At 55.1% G+C, this 20703-nt stretch carries 16 protein-coding genes and 1 pseudogene; 3 read left to right on the top strand and 14 right to left on the bottom strand.

Annotated features, from left to right (window positions below; all coding sequences use genetic code 11):
- Positions 1–92 precede the first annotated feature (92 nt).
- Complete coding sequence (locus C7H10_RS12495) at positions 93–2096, top strand: tetratricopeptide repeat protein (RefSeq protein WP_106695120.1); 2004 nt, start codon at positions 93–95, stop codon at positions 2094–2096.
- Between the two features lie 62 nt (positions 2097–2158).
- On the opposite strand, the gene sbcB is transcribed toward C7H10_RS12495, so the two are convergent.
- Together sbcB and C7H10_RS12485 are read right to left on the bottom strand one after the other, a co-directional pair.
- Positions 2159–3607 carry an exodeoxyribonuclease I gene (gene sbcB, locus C7H10_RS12490; protein WP_106695119.1) on the bottom strand — a complete coding sequence of 483 codons (1449 nt, stop codon included), beginning with the start codon at positions 3605–3607 and terminating at the stop codon, positions 2159–2161.
- A gap of 46 nt (positions 3608–3653) precedes the next feature.
- Positions 3654–4547 carry a DUF6160 family protein gene (locus C7H10_RS12485; protein WP_106695118.1) on the bottom strand — a complete coding sequence of 298 codons (894 nt, stop codon included), beginning with the start codon at positions 4545–4547 and terminating at the stop codon, positions 3654–3656.
- Between the two features lie 370 nt (positions 4548–4917).
- Between C7H10_RS12485 and C7H10_RS12480 the strand changes: the two genes are divergently transcribed.
- Together C7H10_RS12480 and C7H10_RS12475 are read left to right on the top strand one after the other, a co-directional pair.
- Positions 4918–5946 (top strand): response regulator, encoded by a 1029-nt coding sequence (locus C7H10_RS12480; protein WP_106695117.1) that lies wholly within the window; start codon positions 4918–4920, stop codon positions 5944–5946.
- A gap of 2 nt (positions 5947–5948) precedes the next feature.
- Complete coding sequence (locus tag C7H10_RS12475; RefSeq protein ID WP_106695116.1) at positions 5949–6905, top strand: GGDEF domain-containing protein; 957 nt, start codon at positions 5949–5951, stop codon at positions 6903–6905.
- A 205-nt stretch (positions 6906–7110) separates the two neighbouring features.
- On the opposite strand, the gene C7H10_RS12470 is transcribed toward C7H10_RS12475, so the two are convergent.
- The 12 genes and pseudogenes from C7H10_RS12470 to C7H10_RS12415 form a co-directional block, all read right to left on the bottom strand.
- Complete coding sequence (locus tag C7H10_RS12470; RefSeq protein ID WP_106695115.1) at positions 7111–9189, bottom strand: metallophosphoesterase; 2079 nt, start codon at positions 9187–9189, stop codon at positions 7111–7113.
- Entirely contained in the window at positions 9186–10973 is a 1788-nt protein-coding gene (locus tag C7H10_RS12465; protein ID WP_106695114.1) for an alkaline phosphatase D family protein, read from the bottom strand. Before C7H10_RS12465 ends, C7H10_RS12470 begins: the two co-directional genes overlap by 4 nt.
- A gap of 378 nt (positions 10974–11351) precedes the next feature.
- Positions 11352–11720 carry a histone-like nucleoid-structuring protein, MvaT/MvaU family gene (locus C7H10_RS12460; protein ID WP_058089975.1) on the bottom strand — a complete coding sequence of 123 codons (369 nt, stop codon included), beginning with the start codon at positions 11718–11720 and terminating at the stop codon, positions 11352–11354.
- A gap of 210 nt (positions 11721–11930) precedes the next feature.
- Positions 11931–13193: a Vi polysaccharide biosynthesis UDP-N-acetylglucosamine C-6 dehydrogenase TviB gene (tviB, locus tag C7H10_RS12455; protein ID WP_106695113.1), complete on the bottom strand. Its 1263-nt coding sequence runs from the start codon at positions 13191–13193 to the stop codon at positions 11931–11933.
- 40 nt (positions 13194–13233) lie between these two features.
- Positions 13234–13425, bottom strand: coding sequence for a DUF2283 domain-containing protein (locus C7H10_RS12450; protein WP_106695112.1), 192 nt, complete (start codon positions 13423–13425; stop codon positions 13234–13236).
- A gap of 4 nt (positions 13426–13429) precedes the next feature.
- Complete coding sequence (locus C7H10_RS12445) at positions 13430–13687, bottom strand: DUF4258 domain-containing protein (protein WP_082780652.1); 258 nt, start codon at positions 13685–13687, stop codon at positions 13430–13432.
- Between the two features lie 27 nt (positions 13688–13714).
- Positions 13715–15265 (bottom strand): annotated as a pseudogene (locus C7H10_RS12440) (MBL fold metallo-hydrolase).
- A gap of 48 nt (positions 15266–15313) precedes the next feature.
- On the bottom strand, positions 15314–17266 hold the full coding sequence (locus C7H10_RS12435) for a nucleoside-diphosphate sugar epimerase/dehydratase (RefSeq protein ID WP_106695111.1): 1953 nt from the start codon (positions 17264–17266) through the stop codon (positions 15314–15316).
- 3 nt (positions 17267–17269) lie between these two features.
- On the bottom strand, positions 17270–17827 hold the full coding sequence (locus C7H10_RS12430) for a sugar transferase (protein WP_106695110.1): 558 nt from the start codon (positions 17825–17827) through the stop codon (positions 17270–17272).
- A complete protein-coding gene (locus C7H10_RS12425) occupies positions 17824–18810 on the bottom strand; it encodes a UDP-glucose 4-epimerase family protein (protein WP_106695109.1) in 987 nt (328 codons plus the stop codon). The genes C7H10_RS12430 and C7H10_RS12425 overlap by 4 nt, the downstream gene beginning before the upstream one ends.
- Positions 18807–19568, bottom strand: a complete 762-nt coding sequence (locus tag C7H10_RS12420) for a glycosyltransferase family 2 protein (protein WP_106695108.1) — start codon at positions 19566–19568, stop codon at positions 18807–18809. Before C7H10_RS12420 ends, C7H10_RS12425 begins: the two co-directional genes overlap by 4 nt.
- A 9-nt stretch (positions 19569–19577) precedes the next feature.
- On the bottom strand, positions 19578–20702 hold the full coding sequence (locus C7H10_RS12415) for a hypothetical protein (RefSeq protein ID WP_106695107.1): 1125 nt from the start codon (positions 20700–20702) through the stop codon (positions 19578–19580).
- Between the last annotated feature and the right edge of the window lies 1 nt (position 20703).

The following is a 20703-nucleotide window of genomic DNA, read 5'->3' as shown; positions in this document are numbered from 1 at the left end:
ACCTTTCGCAACACCTCCCTCAAAGCACGGCAAACCGTCAAAAAACTGCAGACCTTTGCCGCATCGAATCATGGCTGGTAACGAGGTGTTCCATGCACGTACAACATCACAATGCTCATCTTCCCCGCTCGGTTCAGGCGCAGGCGGCGCGGTTGGTTTTGCAGGCGAATCTGGCGTATGGGGAGTCCAACAGTAACGGGCTTTCCTATGTGCAGCGGCTGAAGGCGCGGTTTGAATGCCGGGAGTACCTGGACCAGGCGCTGGCGCTGGAGCCGGAAAACGCGGCGGCCCTTGGCCTGCTGGGCCGGGTGGAGATGGACGACGGCCAGCTGGAGAAAGCCCATGCGCTGTTCAATGCCAGCCTGAACAGCCAGCCTGGGCAAGCGCAGCAGTACTGCAACCTGGGTTACTGGGCGCTGAAGAGCGAGCGCCCGGCCCTGGCGGAGGAATACTTCCTGCGGGCGCTGGAATGCGACCGGCAATCCGCCGCCGCTTTCTGCGGTGTCGCCCACGCCAAGCGCTTGCAGGGCCAATTCGATGTGGCCTACCTGCATTACCGCAAACTGCTGCAAACCGGTTCCCGCTGGGATTCGGTGTATTCCGGCATGCTTACCTGCGCGCAGCACCTGCAGATTCACAAGGCAGACACCGACCTGGCGCAAGATGCCATCGCCCTGCTCCGCAAAGACGGGCTGCCGCACCAGGAAATCGGCCGGTTTGTCGGCGCCATCATTCAGCAGCAGTACGATCTGGATAACCCAAATGCCGAGGTGTTTCTGGATGCTGCCGCCGAAGACGAACTGCTGATTCTGGCCCTGCAAAAAACCCTGATGCCCAACGCCGCCGTGGAAGAACTGGTGGTGATGCTGCGCCGGGCGATCATGGCGGAAGTGGCGCAAACCGCCAGCCTGCGGGATGAACTGCAGCCCCTGTGCCTCGCCATTGCCGAGTACGCGGACCGCACTGGTTACGCCCTGGCCGCCGAAGACGATGAAGAGCGCCTGGCGGCCACGATAAACGACAGCATTGTGGCGCAATTCGCCGTGCGCGAACCGCAAGAGGCCCTGATTGGCTCGCTGATGATCAGCGCCATGTACGGTGCCCTGTTCCATCAAAGCTTTGCTATGCAGCTGGGGCAATGGAACCTGATGGACTGGCCCCTGGCCATGCAGCCGATGATGGCCGCCAGCTATTACAGCCGCGCCGAAGAAGAAGCCATTAAACAGAACTTTGACGAAAAAGCGGAAGAGCTCTGCTTGGCCAAAACCGACGTGCCACAGGCCTGGCCAGCGTGGAGCCAGCTGGCCTACCGCACCGAAACCAGTTTGAAAGCGGTGATGGCCCAGGAACTTGGCCTGAATACAGACAACCTGCCCGCCACCCTGCGCATTCTGGTGTGCGGCGCCCAGTCAGGCCAGCGCGCCATGGAACTGGCGCAGTACCTGGACGATGTAGAAGTGATCGCGGTGGACGAATCCCTGGCCAACATCGCCAAGGCCACCCGCATGGCGCAAACCCTGAACATGGACAACATCGTGTTCTGGCCCTGGTCCATCGCCCAACGCTTCGTGGCAGATGGCCATCAGGTCCATTGGGTGGAAGTGGGCCGCCTGCCATCACCGGCCATGACCGAGCTTTCCCTGGCAGCGCTCATCAATAGCGCCTCCATCAGTGGTGCCGTCGTTCACATGCACACCAGCATGGCCGAGCAAACCGCCGGCGACAAACAGATCCGCCGACTGATTGCAGAACACCAACTGCAACCCACCCGCACCAGCCTGCGCCAGCTACGCCGTATGGTACTGGCTAACAAACAAGACGCGGTATGGGCCAACCTGCTGAAAGACGACGACTTCTACAGCCTCGGCGGCTGCCGCGACCGCTGGTTCCGCCCACAAGACGCCGCCCAGCTCAAAGAACTGCTGGCGCTGGTCAGTAACGAAGTGGAATGGAAACTGGTCAAAGCCCGGGACGAAGACGGTCACAGCCTGGCCACCGCTCCGGTACAACGCCAAATCCAGGCCGAGGCCCTGGGCAGCGAAGTGCAAAGCCTCATGGGCCAGAACCTCAGCGTCTATTTCCAACGCCGGAGATAAACGTTGGGGTCAGACCCCCGGACATTTGGCAGCATCAAATGTCTTGGGGTCTGACCCCAATTTCACATGTAGGGGATGAGGGATTCGCCGTAGAGGTGTAGGTCTTCGAGGATTTGCTGGTTCCTGGGCGTGAGTTCCGGATCGGCGGCGAGTTTTTGCAGGATACGGCCGTACTCTTCGAGGGAGCGCCAGCCTTGCTTGGGGTGCATCAGGCGTTGGCTGCGAAATTCTTCCCAGCGTTCCATTTCCTCGCCGCTCAGGGTGCCCGGGTAATTTCGGGCGCGGTAGCGGAACAACATGTCTGGCAGGCGTGCGTCTTCGAAGCTCACGTCTTGCTCGCCCAGGGTATCTGCCGGCTGGGTTAACAGCCAGTTCAGTTTCTCCCGATCGGTTTTGCTGATGAAGCCGCCGGCGTAGAGTTGTTCGTCCGGGTCGGTCAGGTCGCTGCCGGCGAAATCCTGCTCGAAGGCTTGAGCGATGCGGCCTGGCAGGTCTGGCGCTTGCCGCAGTTTGGCCAGGTTGGCGCGCAGCACGTCGCCATCCAGCTCCAGTTCCGCCAGCCGTTCCGGCGCCAGCGTTGACAGCATATTGGCCGGCGCCAGCACCGGGCATTTGTTCAGCTGCACACCTTTCAACGGAAAACGGCTTACGCCCTCACCCAGTTCTGCCTGTGACGTAAATACCCGCTCACGAATCTGCTCCACGGTGGCGTTGATCAGTTCAGTGGGGTCTTCCCGCAGGTCGTACACAATCACCTGGTTCTTGTTGCTCAGACTTTCCGCCACCGGCGCCACCAGGGCGCAGCACCCACGGGTGGCCGGGTACTTGGCAGAAATATGGAACACCGGTTTCATGGCGGCGGTGTCCAGCATTTGCCGGGCGGAGTGCTTGTCTTTATTGTTCAGAACGAAATCAAACAGCTTGGGCTGCTTCTCTTTGATCAGCTTGGCCACGGCGATGGTGGCCAGCACGTCAGACATCGCATCGTGGGCAGCCTCGTGGGCGATGCCGTTGGCGACCGTCAGCTCTTCCAGTTTGAAGCTGGGGCTGCCGTCTTCCTTTTTCGGCCAATTGATGCCTTCCGGGCGCAGGGCGTAGGTCAGGCGCACCATGTCGATGATGTCCCAGCGGGAGTTACCGTTCTGCCATTCCCGGGCGTAAGGATCACGCAGGTTTCGGTACAGGGTGTGGCGGGTAACTTCATCATCAAAACGCAGGCTGTTGTAACCCACGGCGCAGGTGCCGGGCTGGCTGAAAGCTTCGTTGATCTGGGCGATGAATTCCGCTTCCGGGAAGCCATCCTCCAGCGCCTTCTGCGGGGTGATGCCGGTAATCAAACAGGCTTCCGGGGAAGGCAGGTAATCGTCTGTCGGCTTGCAGAAGATCACCAATGGATCTTCGATCACGTTCAGATCGGCATCGGTGCGCACGCCAGCAAACTGGGAGGGGCGGTCATGAACCGGGTCCACGCCGAAGGTTTCGTAATCGTGCCAGTAGAAAGAACGGATCAAGGGAGCACTCCTGCCAAACGGATCAATGGCAGGAGTCTACCAAAATTCAAAACAACTTCGTCCCCATATCCACCTGATGAGTCCGCAACCGGTCTACACCCTCACCCGTTAACTGGCTCAAATCCACTGTCATATTCGTAGGCAGGTTAATGAACACCCCCTTACCCACGCTGATGGTGTTGGCGCCATCCAGACTTTGCCAGTCCACATTCTCATCACGCTGGAACCCGATGAAGAAGCCATCGGTGAAGGCTACCTCGCCCTCTGCCGCACCTTCGTCACCTACAATGATGGAGCGCAGGTTGGTGAGCGGCGCGCAGTTCACCCCAGAAACACAGGACAACGGCTCATCGCCATTGGGCACAATACCAATGTGGGATGCGCGGTAATTCGTGGCTGTTTCACCCTCACCGGCAAACAATGCAGTATCGTAAATGGTGCCAGACTCGTCTTCCCGTACCTTCAGGCCGGGCATGGCGCCACTAAAACTGGTGGTATGAGAAGACACCGAACCCCGCGCCTGCTGGAACCCCAAACGGAAGCCCGCCAGGCCCTGGGCATCCTCAGCCAGCTCGATATAAGGCCGCTGGGCCTCAAAGGGAATAACCTCACCTTCATTATAGGTTCGGCCATTGAATACTTCGCCGTTGGCACGGGCGATATGCCCCAACGCCAGGTGGCTTGCTGAAAAATCGGTGCCGCCATCAATCTGGCCCACCTGAATATCATCCACATTGACTCGCGTTTCCACGTCCATACCCAGGGTCATCCGGGTAAAGTCATGGTTTTCGCCGGCAATGTTTTCTATCTGCATAAAGGCCTGCCCGGTCACCTCGCCCATTGCATCATCTGAAATGGGCTTAAGATCGGCCTGGGCAACGGGCGAAATACCCAGGCAGAACGTGGCAAGGGCAGCGTATCCATACGCTTGCGTCTTCATATTAGTGTCTCTGATTGTTTTTGTGAGTCAGTTTCCGACGCCGACTCATGCCGCCCGCTTATTTTGTTATTTCGGTGCTGGCATACGGCCACGTTATTCTTTGTAACGTTATGTGTCTTTTTGACCGTCACCAGACTATAACGGAGGCCCGCGCGTATATAGAGTGACCAAAATCACATTCACTCATTACGTAGATGTCATTTCCTCGTTAAGCATGATCGCCATCACAGGATTACACTTATCCTCACCTGCCCACAGCACGGAAGAAACAATAACCAGCGCACCGGAAATCAATGATGTAGCCTATAGATACATATCATCCGGCACTGCTATACTGAATCACTTTACCCATGGCACTGATCAACCACCGATGTCTACCCAGATCCTGATTTGCGACGACTCTGCCCTCGCCCGCAAGCAAATGGCCCGGGCACTGCCTGCTGGCCTGGCGGACGACATCCTGTTTGCGACCAATGGCGAAGAGGCCCTGCAAATTCTTCGCGGCCACAAAGCCGAGCTTCTGTTTCTGGATCTCAACATGCCAGAAATGGACGGCTATCAGGTACTTGAACATATCCGCAAGGAAGACCTCCCCGTCCTGACCATTGTGGTCTCCGGCGACATTCAGCCCGAAGCCAGGGAGCGTGTGCGTAAACTCGGCGCCATCGACTTCATCAAAAAGCCCACAGACACCGGCCTTGTTACCAGATTGCTCGAGGAGTACGGCTTTTATCGCCCCGGCGAATTGGAAACCGCAGCGCTGAAGGATTCCTCTCTGCGCAGCAGCGTCAGCAAAGCCCGGGAAATCTCCGTCAGCCTGAACGACTACCTGCAGGAAATTGCCAATGTATCCATGGGCCGCTCGTCTGACCTCCTGGCCCGGCTACTCAGGGTGTTCGTAAAGCAGCCGATCCCGAAAGTGGCGTTTATCGCCAATTCCGAACTCCACATGGCCATTTCCGCTGCCCAGCAAGGCGAAGCTTACTCCGCCGTTTGCCAGGGATTTACCGGCGCCGGGCTTGCTGGTGAGGCCCTGCTGCTGTTCCAGGACGCCAGTTTTCAGGAAATGGCCGAACTGCTGCATTACGATGTAGTCGAGGGCGAAGCCGTTAACGTGGAGGTGTTGATGGACATGTCCAGCATCCTGTTCGGCGCTTTCCTGAACGGCATTGGCGATCAGCTGGATCTGAAACTTGGCCTGGGCCATCCCAGCGTTCTGGGCCAACATCGCCCCATCAACGAACTGCTGGAACACCACAGCAAGCGGGAAGAACAACTTCTTTGTATTGAAATCAGCTACGCCATCGAAAACCGCGATATTCATTGCGATATGCTGATACTGTTCACCGAAGACTCGGTGCCCTTCCTCGAAAAACGCCTCGAATACCTGGTGGATTGACCATGGCCTTTCAGAACCCCGAAGCAGGCGCCTTTCACTGGCTGGTAGACATGCTCGAATCGGTCGAGGTTGGCCTAGTTGTGCTGGACCTCGATTTCCGCGTACAGGCATGGAATGGCTTTATGGAGCATCACAGCGGCATTACCGGCAGCCAGATCCAGAACAAAGTCCTGTTCGACGTGTTTCCGGACATCCCGCAAGCATGGCTTACCCGCAAAGTCGATGCCGTGGCCATGCTCAACACCCGGGCGTTCACCTCCTGGGAGCAGCGCCCCTACCTGTTCAAATTCCGGAACACCCGGCCCATCACCGGCACCGAAGAGTACATGTTCCAGAACCTCACCATCAGCCCGCTAACCGGCACCAACGGTGAGGTCGACAAGATCTGCCTGCTGATTTACGACGTGACCGAATTCGCCAGTAGCAAGCGGGCCCTAGAGCGGGCCAACGAACAGCTCGCCAAACTGAGCATGACAGACCGCCTGACCGGCCTGCTCAACCGTGGCACCTGGGAAAACCTGGTAGACGCGGAATACGAACGCTATCGCCGCTACGGCCAGGCCACCAGCCTGGTAATGTTCGACATCGACCACTTCAAACCGGTCAACGATAACTACGGCCACCTGGCGGGCGACGAAGTCATTCGCCACACCGCCCAGACCACCCGCAATAACATCCGCCAATCCGACAGCGCCGGCCGCTACGGTGGCGAAGAGTTCGGCATCATCCTCCCGGAAACCGATGCAGAGAACGCCCGCCTCATCTGCGAGCGCATTCGCGAAAGCATCGAAAAAAGCACCGTGGAGACCAGCGCCGGCAACATCACCTACACCATCAGCATGGGCATCGCCCAACTCACCGAAGAGCCTGAGAACTATATGCAGTGGATGCAGAAGGCGGATGAGGCGCTGTATGCGGCCAAGGAGAGTGGCAGAAACAGAGTGGTAGTTGCTGAATAACCGCGACGTTGGCGATCGGCGCTGGCAGAAGGGTGGGGTCCGACCCCAAGGGGTCAGACCCCTTTGTAGCCTGCGAATTTTGACGCATCACCCAACTAAGCTACGGGGTCTGTCCCCACGGGACTGACCCCAAACGCACCAACTAAACTGGGGTCAGACCCCCGAACATTTGGCACCACCAAATGTCTTGGGGTCTGACCCCAACTTAGAAGAGGCGGTCGATGAGGCCGGTGATGGCTCCGGTTATCGGCGACAGCAGCCGGCCCAGCAGGCTGTCGGCGGTGGTCAGGGCGTTTCGGTCCAGTTGTTCAGTGACCTCGCGCACTACGGTGGCCAGCGCATCCGACAGAAAGTTGGTAGGCAGGGTGGCGTTCTGGTTGATGGAGTCCGGCGCTTCCTCAAGCAGCAGCACTTCCAACACCAGAGTATTCAACGCAGCATTGATTGAACCGATCAGCGCATCAGAAGCGGCCGAACTGTCCAGTTTAGAAACTTCCTCCAACGTGCCACCAACTCCTCTCAAAGTGGTCGCCAACAAGCTAGTGACACCCCGCAGCACTGGCGCTGGCTCGGCCTGTTGATCCACGGCATCCAGAATGTTCTCCAGGTTAATCACCAACTGTACGACCGGTCCAAGCAGGAACGCGGTGTCTTCCGACAATCCCTGGCCAGAGCTCGCATCGCCCTCCCCCCCGAAACCAAGCGCGAAGGCTTCAAACGCCGCCCCAAGGCGATCAAAAGGTGCTGGCAGCTCGGAGGTATCTATAGCCTGCAAACGCTCGGCAGCCACTTGTACCGCCAACGTAGCCTGGGCCATATCCTCCGGAGAGCCGGATTCAGAGACCGATGACGCCGCCGCATCCAGCGTGACCAGCAGAGTATCCAGACCGTTGATCAGCTGGGCAACGGCTTGCTGGGTTTCAGCGTTCGGATTGGCCATATTCAGGGTATTCAGGCCACTGACCAGCTCCTCCCGGAACAACTCGAGAGGGCCCGTGAAGTTGCCGTCGAAACCCGCACCGCTAGCCAGGGGCACCGCCAGAGAAACCGGCGAGCCGGAGAAATCCTTGCCCCGGGCGATATTCATTGGCTCGACCTTTTCCAGGCACTGGGTGTAGGCCGGGGCAAGCCCTCCATCAGCACCCAGCACACCAAAGCCCTCCAGCTCCGGGTCTACGGTATAGGCCTCAAAGCACATTTGTGCAGGCGCGCCCGTGGCCAGGTTGCTTTCCATTGCCTGCACCCAGAAAAAGCCGTAGGTATCGCCGGCCTGGTACATGGCCTGGTTTCGGTTTTCATCCTGCAGGGAACGGGTTTTGCCGGCCGCGCCGCTCACCAGAAAGCGCGTTCGACCACAGCTTTCCACCGGCTCCAGCAATTGCAGATCGTGATCGTGCCCGGTCATGATGAAATCGGCGTAGTCGCACACCCCCTCTTCCAGAAAATCTTTCCAGCGCTGGCCGGAGATCACCGGCAGAATGTAGGAGGGAATGAAATCGTAATTACCCGCGTTGCCATGCAAACCGTTGGACAAATACGGGTGATGCGCCATCGCGATGTTGAACAGAGCCTGCGACGAGATCAGCTCGTCCTGGGCCCACATCAGTTGGGTCATGCCGTAGTTTTGCCAGGTAAACCGGGAATCCGCGTCTGCTACCAGCGAGGCAATCGGGTTGGAATCCAGCGACACCACCGTCAACAGCGGTTTACCTTCCCGGGTTTTCGGCATCAATGCGGTGGGTATTTCGCCGCTATTGAACGCATAGTAGCGGGCAGGCATGCGCCACCTAGGGCTGTTGCCTTCGTAATGGTAATCCACCTGAATATCGCCCCGGCTGTTGTTGGCGCCATCGCCACCCACATAGCCTGTGTTGTCATGGTTACCCAGTACCATATAGAACGGGCGTTCCCCCATGGGCTCGAACGGCTTTTCAAACTTCTCGATAAACTGAATGTCCTCTACCGAGGTGGCACCGTCTTCATAGATGTTGTCGCCAAACCCCAGCACAAACTCGCAGGGGCCGGCTTCTGCAGACTTAAGCTCGCAAACCTGCGCCATGGCCTCGCCCACCGCATACTGGCCGGGGCTGCCGGAGCCGGAATCGCCCATGGCGATGAACTGGGTTGAGGCCACCGCACGAGCACCATCCTCGTCACCCGGCGCAGTTACATCGGGTTGAGTACCCGGCGTGGTGGACTCGGTCTCGTCATCGCCGGAACCGCCACAGGCAGCCAGGGTGAGTGGCACCACCAAAAGGGCGATAAACTTCAATTTAGCGTTCATACAACAGACTCCAGGGAATGAACGGCGCCCATCACAACCGCCAGTTCCTGTTGATGTTCAGGCGTGGCAGCCGGCGCCAGCAGGCTGGTTTGCGTGGTTCTGGGGCGGGATAGGGTAAGGTTGTCTGTGATCAGGCGATACCGTTGGCCAGGCTGTTTGGCAGCGACTTTCACCAGTTTGCGCTTGCCGGTGTCCAGCTCGCCTTTGCGGGTTTCATCTGCAATCGACGCCACATAATGAAACTCCGCCTGGGCGCCGAACCGGTCCACATCCATCAGAATAAACCCTCGGGTTTGCAGCTCGGCGTACTTCACGTGCGGGTTGGTGGTGCGCACCGCGACCGCAGCCAACTCCGCCAAGCCTGCCGGAAAGCCCGGCGAAGTTACCGACGGGCACACAAACTCCACCGCCAGCGCTTCCGGCGCAAACAAATCACCCACCACAGACGCCGGGTTCCGATAGATCTCATTGGCCCAGGAGGTATGAATATCACCGGTGAACACCACCACGTTCTCCACATTGTTCTGCTCGATGGCGTCCAGAATGCGGGTGCGGCTTGCGGTGTAACCATCCCATTGGTCCATATTCAGGCCCTGCTGGGTGGTGCCATAAGGCAGCTGTTCGGAGATCAGTTCCGGCTGGGGCAACTCCGCCAGGTTCAGCTGTCCGAACATCACCTGCTGGCCAATCATCTTCCATAAACTGCCAGAGCTGGTCAGGCCGTCCGTCAGCCAGTTCATCTGGGCATCGCTGATCAGCTTTCTGTCCGGGTCTGTGCGTTCAGGGCCGAAAGGCAAAGACGCCTGGGCATCCCGGCCTTCGATCCGAGTATCCAACATCCACAAATCAATCAGATCGCCATACCGGAACCGCCGCCACAGGCGTTGGCTGTCTGCGCCGAAGTCCCGCACCGGCATCCACTCAAAGTAGGCGCGAATGGCCGCCTGCTTGCGGGTTTCCCAATCCCCCTCCGTGGCCGGGTCATGGTTCTCCGCACCATCCATGTAGGCGTCATTGGCAATCTCGTGGTCGTCCCAGATGCAGATCATCGGGTATTGCTGATGCACCGCCTGCAAATCCGCGTCTCTCTTGTACTGGCCGTGGCGAATTCGGTAATCGGACAAGGAAAGGATTTCATTCGCAGGCTCATGGACGCGGTTCGGCACTGCAGCGGGGTCATCGTAATTCCCCGGCTCGTATTCATAGAGGTAGTCACCCAGGTGCAGCACAAAATCCAGATCCCGCTCTTCCACCTTCGCCAGAGCGTTATAAACAGAGAAGTGGCCATAAGGCAGGTTGGAACAGGAAACCGTGGCAAATCGGGCCCGCCGCACACGCTGGTCCGGCGCCGGGAAAGTGCGGGTACGCCCAACCGGAGACACATTCGGGCCGCAACGGAAGGCGTAGTAATACCAGGTGTCGCTGGCCAGGCCGGTGACATCCACCTTCACGCAGAAATCAGAATCTGCCTCTGCGGTTGCGGTAAACACCTGAGGCTGCGAAAGATCCGGCTGACGGCTGACCAACACCTGAACCGGTACCGAGGTTTCCGTAGGCAAGGCCGGGGTCACCCGGGTCCACAGAATTACCCGGTCATCCAACGGATCGCCGGAGGCAACCCCATGCTCGAAGAACCCAACCACCTGATTACCAGGCTGCCCGTTACCCCCGGCGCCAGGCCCTGGCCCGGTGGGCAACTCCCCCGAAGAACCAGAATCAACACACCCCACCAAAGAGAAAGCCGGCAGCGCCAGCGACGATGCCAGGAAAGATCGACGTTTCATTGTTTTCACCCAGAAGCTGTATACAAACCAGGATTTTATGGAGCGATCGTTGCAAAATTATTGCATAGAATACTCTATGCTGAATATTTCCTGAAAAAATCCGAAGGACACGCTCTACCGGGTTAAGGCTGTGAATTCGAAAAGATGGAAATAAACAAGGAAGGCTTTGGAGACTGACGCTGGCAGAAGGGTGGGGGTTGCCCTCTTTGTAGGCTGCGAATTTTGGTGCCGAGGGGCGCCTTTGCAGCCTGATTGTTTTTGTTCAGCCACCAAACTCAGCTACGGGGTCTGTCCCCACGGGACTGACCCCAAACGCACCAACTCAAACCAAGGTGCGCAAGCTTAATAGGGCCACCAAACCTCAGCAGCCCTATCTAATCAATCCTGCTGCCAGCTCTGAACAGCTTCCTTACCGTGCTTTTCACGCCACTCATTCAGAGTCTTGTGATTACCGCCACGGGTTTTAACCACTTCACCGGTGTGCGGGTTCTTGTAGGTTTTCATCGGGCGCTTGGCGCGGGTACCGGTTGAAGCATCCGCTTTGGCGCCAGCAATCGAGGGGTCAATCGCCGCCAGAATCTGCAGAACATCCTTGGGAGATTTGTCATATTCCTTCATCAAAGCGCGAACCTTGTTTTCAAATTCCAGTTCGCCTTTCAGTGCCTGGTCCTTCTCGAGCTGTTCCAGCTCAGCGGCCAGCTTTTCCATCAGCTGTTTCTTCTGGTAGTAATCGTTAATCTTTGCCATGGAAATAAAACCTTATTCGATGGATTTTAATAAAACATTGAATATGACGAGAAGTCGCGAACAATCATAATAAACAATTCACAAATTGGCAAAATAAAACGCTTACAGCCAATTAATAAAAAAGCCCAGCAACAATGCCGGGCTTTTCAATTTGGGGTCAGACCCCGATACATTTCATACCATCAAATGTCTTGGGGTCTGACCCCAATTTTATAGGCGCAGGTCTGCATGCCCCAACGGCAAGATGCCTTTCAAATCAAACAGCACACCGTTGCCATTGGTATAACCACGTAATTCATCCGCATTCAAAGCCGCGTATTCCCTGTGCGGAACGGCCACCAAGACAGCGTCATAGTGTCTTTTAGCCGGCTCTGTAACCAATGAAATACCATATTCATGCTCTGCTTCTGAATTATCGGCCCAGCAGTCGGTAACATCTACCTGGCAGCCATAATCCTGAAGTTCGCGCACTACATCAATCACACGGGTATTGCGCAAATCCGGGCAATTTTCTTTAAAGGTTAAGCCCATAATCAAAACCCGGGAACCCGCAATAGTGTGGCCTTTTTTAATCATCGCCTTCACCAGGACCGAAGCAGAATAGGGCCCCATATTGTCATTTACCCGACGGCCGGCAAGAATAATCTCCGGGTTATAGCCAATCGCCTGGGCTTTATGGGTCAGATAATACGGGTCCACCCCAATACAATGCCCACCCACCAAGCCTGGTTTAAACGGCAGGAAGTTCCATTTAGTTCCGGCGGCGGCCAATACTTCATTGGTGTCGATCTTCAAACGCGCGAAAATCATCGACAACTCATTCATCAAGGCAATGTTCAAATCCCGCTGGGTGTTTTCAATCACCTTGGCGGCTTCCGCGACCTTAATGGAACTGGCCTTGTGGGTGCCGGCGGTAATGATATCCGCGTATAAGGCATCCACTTCGTCGGCAATCTCCGGCGTAGAGCCAGACGTCACCTTCATAATCGTCGTCACCCGATGCTCTTTATCGCCCGGGTTGATCCGCTCGGGGCTGTATCCGGCGAAGAAATCCTGGTTGAATACCAGGCCAGACAACTTCTCCAGCACCGGCACACACACCTCTTCGGTGGCACCCGGAAACACCGTGGACTCGTAAATCACGATGTCGCCCTTCTTCAACACCTTGCCCACACTCTCACTGGCCTTCACCAGCGGCGTCAGGTCTGGGCTTTTGTATTCATCAATGGGCGTAGGTACCGTCACAATGTATATCTGGCAATCCGCAATGCCCTCCAGCGAATCCGTAAAGGACAGATGCTTCGCCGCGGCCAGCTCATCCGCAGACACCTCACGGGTAAAATCCACCCCATCTTTCAGCTCGGCAATGCGCTTGCTGTTGATATCAAAACCAACCACCTCGCGCTTCTCACCAAAAGCCGCTGCCAACGGCAAACCCACATAGCCCAGGCCAATAACACCAATCCTTTTCATGAATCCTCCAATTTTGGGGTCAGACCCCAAATCTACAATTTCACGCCGCGCGGGTGGTTATTAGCGGCCACGCACCACTCTCTTTGGCATCAAGAACCACAATCTCTACAATCGAGCCGTCTTCCGCATAGCTGATATGGGTGTTCCAGTCCTGAGAAACCTCTTTCACAATCGCCTTATCGCTGAGATGGATTGTCAGAATATCTTCCGATTCATCATAAACGGTACGCATATCATTAACCCTCCCAGGAAAAATGGTGCATTACAGTTTTTACTACCAGCAAATCTTTTTCATGAACCACTGGTACACATAACAGATTGTCACAGCGTTCCTCAAAAAAATGAGCTATCCAGAACCGCTTACTATCTTTGAATCGAGTTTGCCCTTCTTCAATCAATAAAGACAACTCCCTCTCACTGATAGCACGTGACTGCATGCGCTGAGCAGCATGCCGAGTAATCTGCACTTCCTTGGCGAATCGTTTCGAATACATATCGAGTTTTCATCCTTGAACCAACATTTACCCAGGAATCACCACCGCAACCTCATGCAGCCTCTCACGCAACTTCCCCTGCAAAGCCCGCTTCGCCCCGTCATCCCCATGCACAATCCGAATCTCGCTGGGCGGTTGTGGAATGCCCTCCACAAAGCGCAACAAATCCTCCTGCCCGGCGTGGGCGGAATAGCCGCCTACGGTGTGCACCTGCGCACGGATGTCGTAGCGTCCGCCATCCAGCTCTACCCAACCGCCGCGGGGGCCGTAGGTCAGAATATTGCGGCCCGGAGTGCCTGCAGCCTGGTAACCCACAAACAACACATCGTTGCGGGCATCGCCCAGCATTGCTTTCAGATAATTTACCACCCTGCCGCCGGCGCACATACCGGAACCTGCGATCACCACACAGGGGCGGTGAGATTTGGCCAGGTATTCCACAGCATTGAGGTGGTCTTCGTGGGAATTGATGACGGTAAGCTGCTCGAAGGAAAGCGGATGGCGGCCGGCGGCCACCAGGGCATGGGCTTCTTCATCCCAGAAGGGTTTGAGGTTTCGGTAGATTTTGGTGAACTCGGCGGCCAAGGGGGAATCGACGACGATTTCCAGATTGCTCCAGGTCAGAGACCCGCTACGGGGTCTGTCCCCTTGGGGACTGACCCCAATGGCACCATCCCCAAACTCCGCAATCAACCCTTCAATCTCATACAACAACTCCTGAGTCCGGCCAATACTGAACGCCGGTATCAACACCGTACCACCGTCTTCCAACGCATGCTCCAGAACCGCCTTCAACCGGTACCGCCGTTTTTCCCGGTCTTCGTGGTTCTTATCGCCGTAAGTACTCTCAATCACCAGGCGATCAGCACGCTCCGGGGGCGAGGGCTCCGGCAGCAACGGGGAGTGGGGCGCGCCGAGATCACCGCTGAACACAATACGCTCAGCCGCAATGCCAGACACTACATCACACTCCACATAAGCCGAACCCAGAATGTGCCCTGCCTTCTGCAGGCGCACCTTCAAACTCCCGACTTCCTACTCAAACACCGAATGCCATCGGCCATACGGCAGCGGAACCACCCTCGCCCGTATCAGCTCCAAAACACGGTTAATCAAAGCCCGATCCCGAGTGAAGCCAATCTTCAGAGCATCTTCCAGGATTTCCGGAAGCATGATGGCCGAAGGTTCGGAGCAGATGATGGGGCCGTCAAAGCCGGCGGCGAGCAGGTAGGGAATGCGGCCCACGTGGTCGATGTGAACGTGGGTAACCACCAGGGCGCGAATGTGGTCGATGGGGAAATCGATGGCGAGATCGGCGGCGGAGGAGCCTCGGGATTCTTCCTGGCCCTGGAACAGGCCGCAGTCTATGAGGATGCCGGCGGGGGAGTTTGCCGCTGAAAGAAGGGTGGGGTCTGACCCCGAGGGGTCAGACCCCTTTGTAGCCGGCGGTGTTTGGTGCAACCCCAAGGGGTCAGACCCCTTTGTAGACTGAGAGCCTTTTGTAGCCTGCGACATTCGGAGTTCGTGGCACGAGCCAGTTACGCCATTCACGGCGCCGTGGTGAAGAATTTCAATCATGGCAACATCCTTGTCGTCCTATCAACTACTTGGGAGGTTAACTCCAAGTCATTTCAAATGAAGCACTTTTCCACCGGTATCCGGTGCCGGCGAGGTGGGCAGGTCACCGTTGTTGCACCAAACAAGATCGGCAACATCACCATTCGGTTCGTATGCAGTTCGGCCTTCTTTCAACAGCTCTACCACAGCCCGGCAGTCGAACGCCTGGCTCGCTCGAGTAAACTTGTTCAAAAGGTCTTCGACATTGGCCCAAGGCAAAGAAACCTCCCGGGCCATCATAATACGGGGATGTGAAGTACCTTGTGGATTATCACCAATAAGAAGCTCCTCATAGAGTTTCTCACCCGGGCGCAATCCCGTGTAAACAATTTCTATATCCCCTGCGGGGTTATCATCCGATTTTTCTTCCAACCCCATCAGGTGAATCATCTTTCTAGCGAGATCAGCAATCTTGACCGGCTCTCCCATATCCAACACAAATACCTCACCACCGCGCCCCATGCTCCCGGCCTGCAGCACCAACTGGCTCGCTTCCGGAATGGTCATGAAATAGCGAATGATATCCGGATGCGTCACCGTTACTGGCCCGCCGTCCCGAATCTGGTCTCTGAACAAAGGAACGACCGACCCTGATGATCCAAGCACATTACCAAAACGCACCATTGAAAACACAGTTTTGCTCTGGCGTTGAGACAAGCCTTGCAGCACCAACTCCGCCATTCGTTTGCTGGCACCCATCACGTTAGTAGGCCGCACAGCCTTATCTGTAGAGATCAGAACAAAACGTTCAACACCGGCAGAGATGGCCGCCTCTGCCGTATGCCAGGTACCGAATACATTATTCTGGATACCTTCAATAATATTGTGTTCAACCAGAGGCACATGTTTGTACGCCGCCGCATGATAGACAGCCTGAACGTCGAAGGCCTTCATAACAGCCTCGCACCTCCTGCGATGCGTCACACTGCCAAGAACCGCATGCACCGAAACATCCAGGCCCTCAACATCACTGATCGTACGCAGTTCCCTCTCAATGGCATACAGAGAAAACTCGGATTGCTCGAACAACACCAGCACTCGTGGCTTGTGGCGCACAATCTGGCGACACAACTCAGAGCCAATTGATCCACCCGCCCCGGTTACCATCACAGATTTTCCGTAAAGGCTCTCGGAAACGATCGCCGCATCCGGGCGCACTGGGTCACGCCCCAGCAGGTCCCCAATCTCCAAATCGCGTATGTCGTTGATCCGTGCCTGCCCAGCTACCAGCTCCGACATCGAAGGGACGGTCTGGACAGGGATAGACAGCCTCTCAAGCGCGGCGAGCAATTCTTTTCGATTGACAGGCACCGCGTCCTCTAATGCGAGCAGCGCCCGTGAGGCATCCAACTCTCGTACTGCTTTCTCCAAATGCTCTACCGAGTAGACCGGCAACCCGCTAATTAAAGACCGGTGATTGCTGCTAACCAACGAGACAAACCCCACAGGGCGGTATTCAACGCCCTGTGCCAAGGCAGATGCCAACTGCATCCCTTTGGGCCCGGCGCCCACTATTAAAACTGTGTTCTTGGCCTTCTCTCGCGGCCGGCGAACAATCGCACGTACCGTAAAGCGCGTACCCGCTACCAATAAGAAAGCAAACGCACCATATATAACCGGCACCGAGCGAGGGACCAACGCCTGGAACAGAAATCCAAAAACAATCAGAGCAACACTGGAAATGGCGACACCCAGAATGATCGCCAGGAAGGCGTGCTCACTGAGGTATCGAATAACGGCCCGATACAACCCGAGCTTAATAAAAGCACCAATCGTAACCAGCACCGTGGCAAGCGACACAAGAAGCTGTTTCTCATTGGGCATCCACGTGAATGTCTCGAACCGCAGCGCAAAAGCGCCCCAAATCGCGACGGCCAGCAAGAGGAAGTCGACAGCCACCGAAACCAAACGCTTGGCAGGACGAGACCACCCCAGTACTGTTTCGATAGCATTCGATTTCACCAGCTACTCCCCCGATTTCACGCGATCACCCGACCCTTTGCCAGTGGCCGTTTGAACGATATAACGGAAATAGTGCTTTAAATCCAAAGAGCGCAACATCGCTGCATCGGTTTTAGCCAGCAATTGTGGAGTCGACATATCAATACCGTTCACCTGTGCCAGCCCCGTAATACCAGGGCGGGCCTTCAGAACTCCACGGCTCTCCCGCTCCTCAATAAGCTCGACCTGATTAAACAAACAGGGCCTTGGACCAACCAGACTCATCTCACCTTTCAGCACATTCCAGAGTTGAGGCAATTCATCAAGCTTTGTCCGCCTGAGAAACCGGCCAACCGGCGTAATGGACGATGAATCTGCCAGATGGCTGGCAACGGATTTAGTCTCCGGCGCCATGGTGCGAAACTTTACCAAGGTAAACGGTTTCTTGTACCGCCCAACCCGCTCCTGACGGAACAATGGAGAGCCGGTATCAAACAACCCGACGATAAAGATACCCACAAGAAAAGGCAGGCCAAACACCAAGCCAAAAATGGCAAAAATAATATCAAGAATCCTGATCACACCAGATCTCCAGATTCCCTTGGGCAGCTATAATCATCCACCGTCAATTTCAATCCTTCATTTACCGAATATGGTGCAGACCAGCCCAGAACATGACGAGCCTTACTTGAATCTACCCTCAACTCACCTGTCAAACGCTCAATCGCAGAGCTCTTACCTAACAGCACTGCTGCAAATCGAAACAGAAACACCGGCACTAACACCTGCCAAGGGGATCGCCCCTGAGCACGCCTGAGCTCCGCCAAAAGCTCCGATAACGAAAGCGCGTCATCGTCACTAATCAAAAAAGCTTCTCCCGCAGCCGCTGGCAAGCTGACACATTGAACCAGGAAATCTGCAAGATTGCCGACGTAAACCATGCTACGTTTGTTTTTCATACAACCAAATGGCAACGGTATCGGCAAGTTACACAGCTTCAACAAACTCGCAAAATTTCCCTTAACGCCGGGGCCATAGACCAAAGGCGGCCGCGCCACAACCAACTCCATGCCCACTTGCTCACAGAACGCTTTCAACTTTTGCTCTGCTTCGTGCTTTGAACGTGCGTACGCGTCCTCAGGAACCGGCTTATCAGCCTCGCAAAAGGGGGCCCTGTGATTGGTGTCTTCTCCGTGCACCTTAACGGTACTTATAAACACAAAGCGTTTAACGCCCGCCTTGCTAGCCTCGCTGGCCAAATTAAGTGCACCATCCACGTTAACACGCAGATACTCCGCCAAGGGATCCAAGGATTGGTCTTTCATTACATGAGCGCGAGCAGCACAGTGGACCACCACGTCAACTCCGTGAAGTGCATCAGCCCAGCCTTCGCAATTATTCAACTCAAGACCAGAAACCGAACGAAACCCGGGACCCTCGTCTGCTCGCGCAGAGCGCGCTACTGCAACCACCTCATAACTGTCTGACTGTGCAAGCAGGCGTTTTACAACAGCGCTGCCAACAAAGCCCGAAGCACCCGTTACCAAAACCCGTTGCTTACTCATTGCCCGGGCCGCCTGATCAGTTCCAATAACTTGAAGGGAATTTTGCTCAAAACGAAAAGGAGATTGGTGTAGACGCCGTTATCTCGGCAGGCGCGGACAATCTCGCGATTCAGACGTATGCTACTTCTGAATCCACTCGTGCTGACTCCGCCCGCACGCATTCGAACCAGAACCTTATCCAGATACTTCCACTTCAATCCAGCCACCAGCAGCCAGCGAACGAACATGTCATAGTCCGCAGCGATACGCATGTCGAGGCGGTATTTGCCCACTCGCTCATAGGCGCTTTTCCTGACAAACGTGGCGGGATGCGGTGGCATCCAGCCGAATCTAAGCTTCCAGGGTCGAAAATGTTCTGCACCGTAATAGCGAGTAATCCTTAAGAGATCCTCCGGGGCCACAAAAACAACATCGCCAAATACGACATCAACATCCGGGTTTTCAGCAAAGACGCGAACAACTGACGAAATAACATCTTCTGATTCATAGAAATCATCAGAGTTGAGAATACCGACAATATCACCCTTAGCCAGGGCAACACCTTTGTTCATGGCATCGTATAACCCTTCATCTGACTCTGATACCAGCACATCAGATTCCCGCACTCGGGTACGCACCTTGTCAACCGTACCGTCAGTTGAGCCACCATCGATAATCACGTGCTCTGTATCAGGATAAGTTTGCGACGAAACCGCAACCAAAGTCCCCTCAATGGTCTCAGCGCTATTAAAACAAACAGTAATGACAGAAACTTTCAAAAACGAACCTCAGGTCTTGGCAAAAATCAGCGATTTATACTCTGGCCTAAAAAAAAAGGCCAATGGTCCTACCAGAGCATAGTCAATCAGGTTCCCAAAAAAAATAACATCAAAGAAACCTCGAAAAAGCATTACACATAGCAGCACAAGGAGGAACCCTGAACCCGATGAAAGCAAGCGTATAAAAACAGCCAGGATAGCCACCAGACTTACAAACAACATAAATCCAAAGTTAGAATGAAAACGAATGAAGGCATTGTGAGGATTTCCACCATATTCCTGAATTGCCAACACCAGCCTTTCGTCGCCCCCCAAAAGTAATGAGAACAGATCCAGCTCACTCAAATAACCAAGAAGCATCTCATACCGTGGACTTTCAATCCCCGATGAAAAATTGGTTTCTGACGAAAAGTAATCAGCCACAACGGGCCCTAACACTATTACAGCCATAACCGAAGCACAGAAGTAAAATAAAGAGACCTTGTACTTCCAACAGAAGAACAGGACAAAAACAACCACCAGCATCAATGCGACAATATTTGACCTTCCATAAAGCGGGATCGTAATCAGGGCAGACAAAATCACAAGCAGAATACTAGGACGAACATCCTTCTCATAACATATCCATAGATAGCCACCTAGCAAAGCTAAAACCACTGCACCTACTATATTTCTACTGTAACCAGAAAAAAGATGATTAAATTCGCTGGGGCCAAAACCGAGAACAAGCCAACAAAAATACAAATACATCAAGTAGATCAGCAACGGAAATTTATAGGCGACGCCGCCGAGGTTAAAATCCCTTATAACCACAGCCATCGCCAGCCCACCTGTCAGAAAAAATCCGGCGATCAGTGAACTACCCCCTGAGCGATCGAGGGCGACAAGCCCCATCAGAAAAATAAACAAGACATAAATAACGTGAAATAATTTAAGATTGCTCGAGAAGCAAACAAAAAAAAGAAAAAACGAAAAAGAAAGTGAAGCAAGAACGAGCCGAATATAGAAAAAACCCGAGAACAGTGCCAGGAACAGCAGTAGCGTATAAACAAGCACCGCTACCATTAAGATTTGTCGAACTAACGTAGTAGATGATGAGACGCTCGGCACCTCAGGCCAATCCATCGCAGACATG

Source organism: Marinobacter shengliensis, from assembly GCF_003007715.1.
In the GTDB taxonomy this organism is placed as follows: Bacteria; Pseudomonadota; Gammaproteobacteria; order Pseudomonadales; family Oleiphilaceae; genus Marinobacter; species Marinobacter shengliensis.
The sequence above is the reverse complement of the archived record's forward strand: the minus strand, read 5'-3'. Positions and strand labels throughout refer to the sequence as shown.

Excerpts from the sequence above, each read along its gene's own strand:
- C7H10_RS12495 (WP_106695120.1), top strand. The coding sequence starts at position 93 with ATGCACGTACAACATCACAATGCTCATCTTCCCCGCTCGGTTCAGGCG.
- C7H10_RS12485 (WP_106695118.1), bottom strand. The coding sequence starts at position 4,547 with ATGAAGACGCAAGCGTATGGATACGCTGCCCTTGCCACGTTCTGCCTG.
- C7H10_RS12480 (WP_106695117.1), top strand. The coding sequence starts at position 4,918 with ATGTCTACCCAGATCCTGATTTGCGACGACTCTGCCCTCGCCCGCAAG.
- C7H10_RS12475 (WP_106695116.1), top strand. The coding sequence starts at position 5,949 with ATGGCCTTTCAGAACCCCGAAGCAGGCGCCTTTCACTGGCTGGTAGAC.
- C7H10_RS12470 (WP_106695115.1), bottom strand. The coding sequence starts at position 9,189 with ATGAACGCTAAATTGAAGTTTATCGCCCTTTTGGTGGTGCCACTCACC.
- C7H10_RS12465 (WP_106695114.1), bottom strand. The coding sequence starts at position 10,973 with ATGAAACGTCGATCTTTCCTGGCATCGTCGCTGGCGCTGCCGGCTTTC.
- C7H10_RS12460 (WP_058089975.1), bottom strand. The coding sequence starts at position 11,720 with ATGGCAAAGATTAACGATTACTACCAGAAGAAACAGCTGATGGAAAAG.
- tviB (WP_106695113.1), bottom strand. The coding sequence starts at position 13,193 with ATGAAAAGGATTGGTGTTATTGGCCTGGGCTATGTGGGTTTGCCGTTG.
- C7H10_RS12450 (WP_106695112.1), bottom strand. The coding sequence starts at position 13,425 with ATGCGTACCGTTTATGATGAATCGGAAGATATTCTGACAATCCATCTC.
- C7H10_RS12445 (WP_082780652.1), bottom strand. The coding sequence starts at position 13,687 with ATGTATTCGAAACGATTCGCCAAGGAAGTGCAGATTACTCGGCATGCT.
- C7H10_RS12425 (WP_106695109.1), bottom strand. The coding sequence starts at position 18,810 with ATGAGTAAGCAACGGGTTTTGGTAACGGGTGCTTCGGGCTTTGTTGGC.
- C7H10_RS12415 (WP_106695107.1), bottom strand. The coding sequence starts at position 20,702 with ATGTCTGCGATGGATTGGCCTGAGGTGCCGAGCGTCTCATCATCTACT.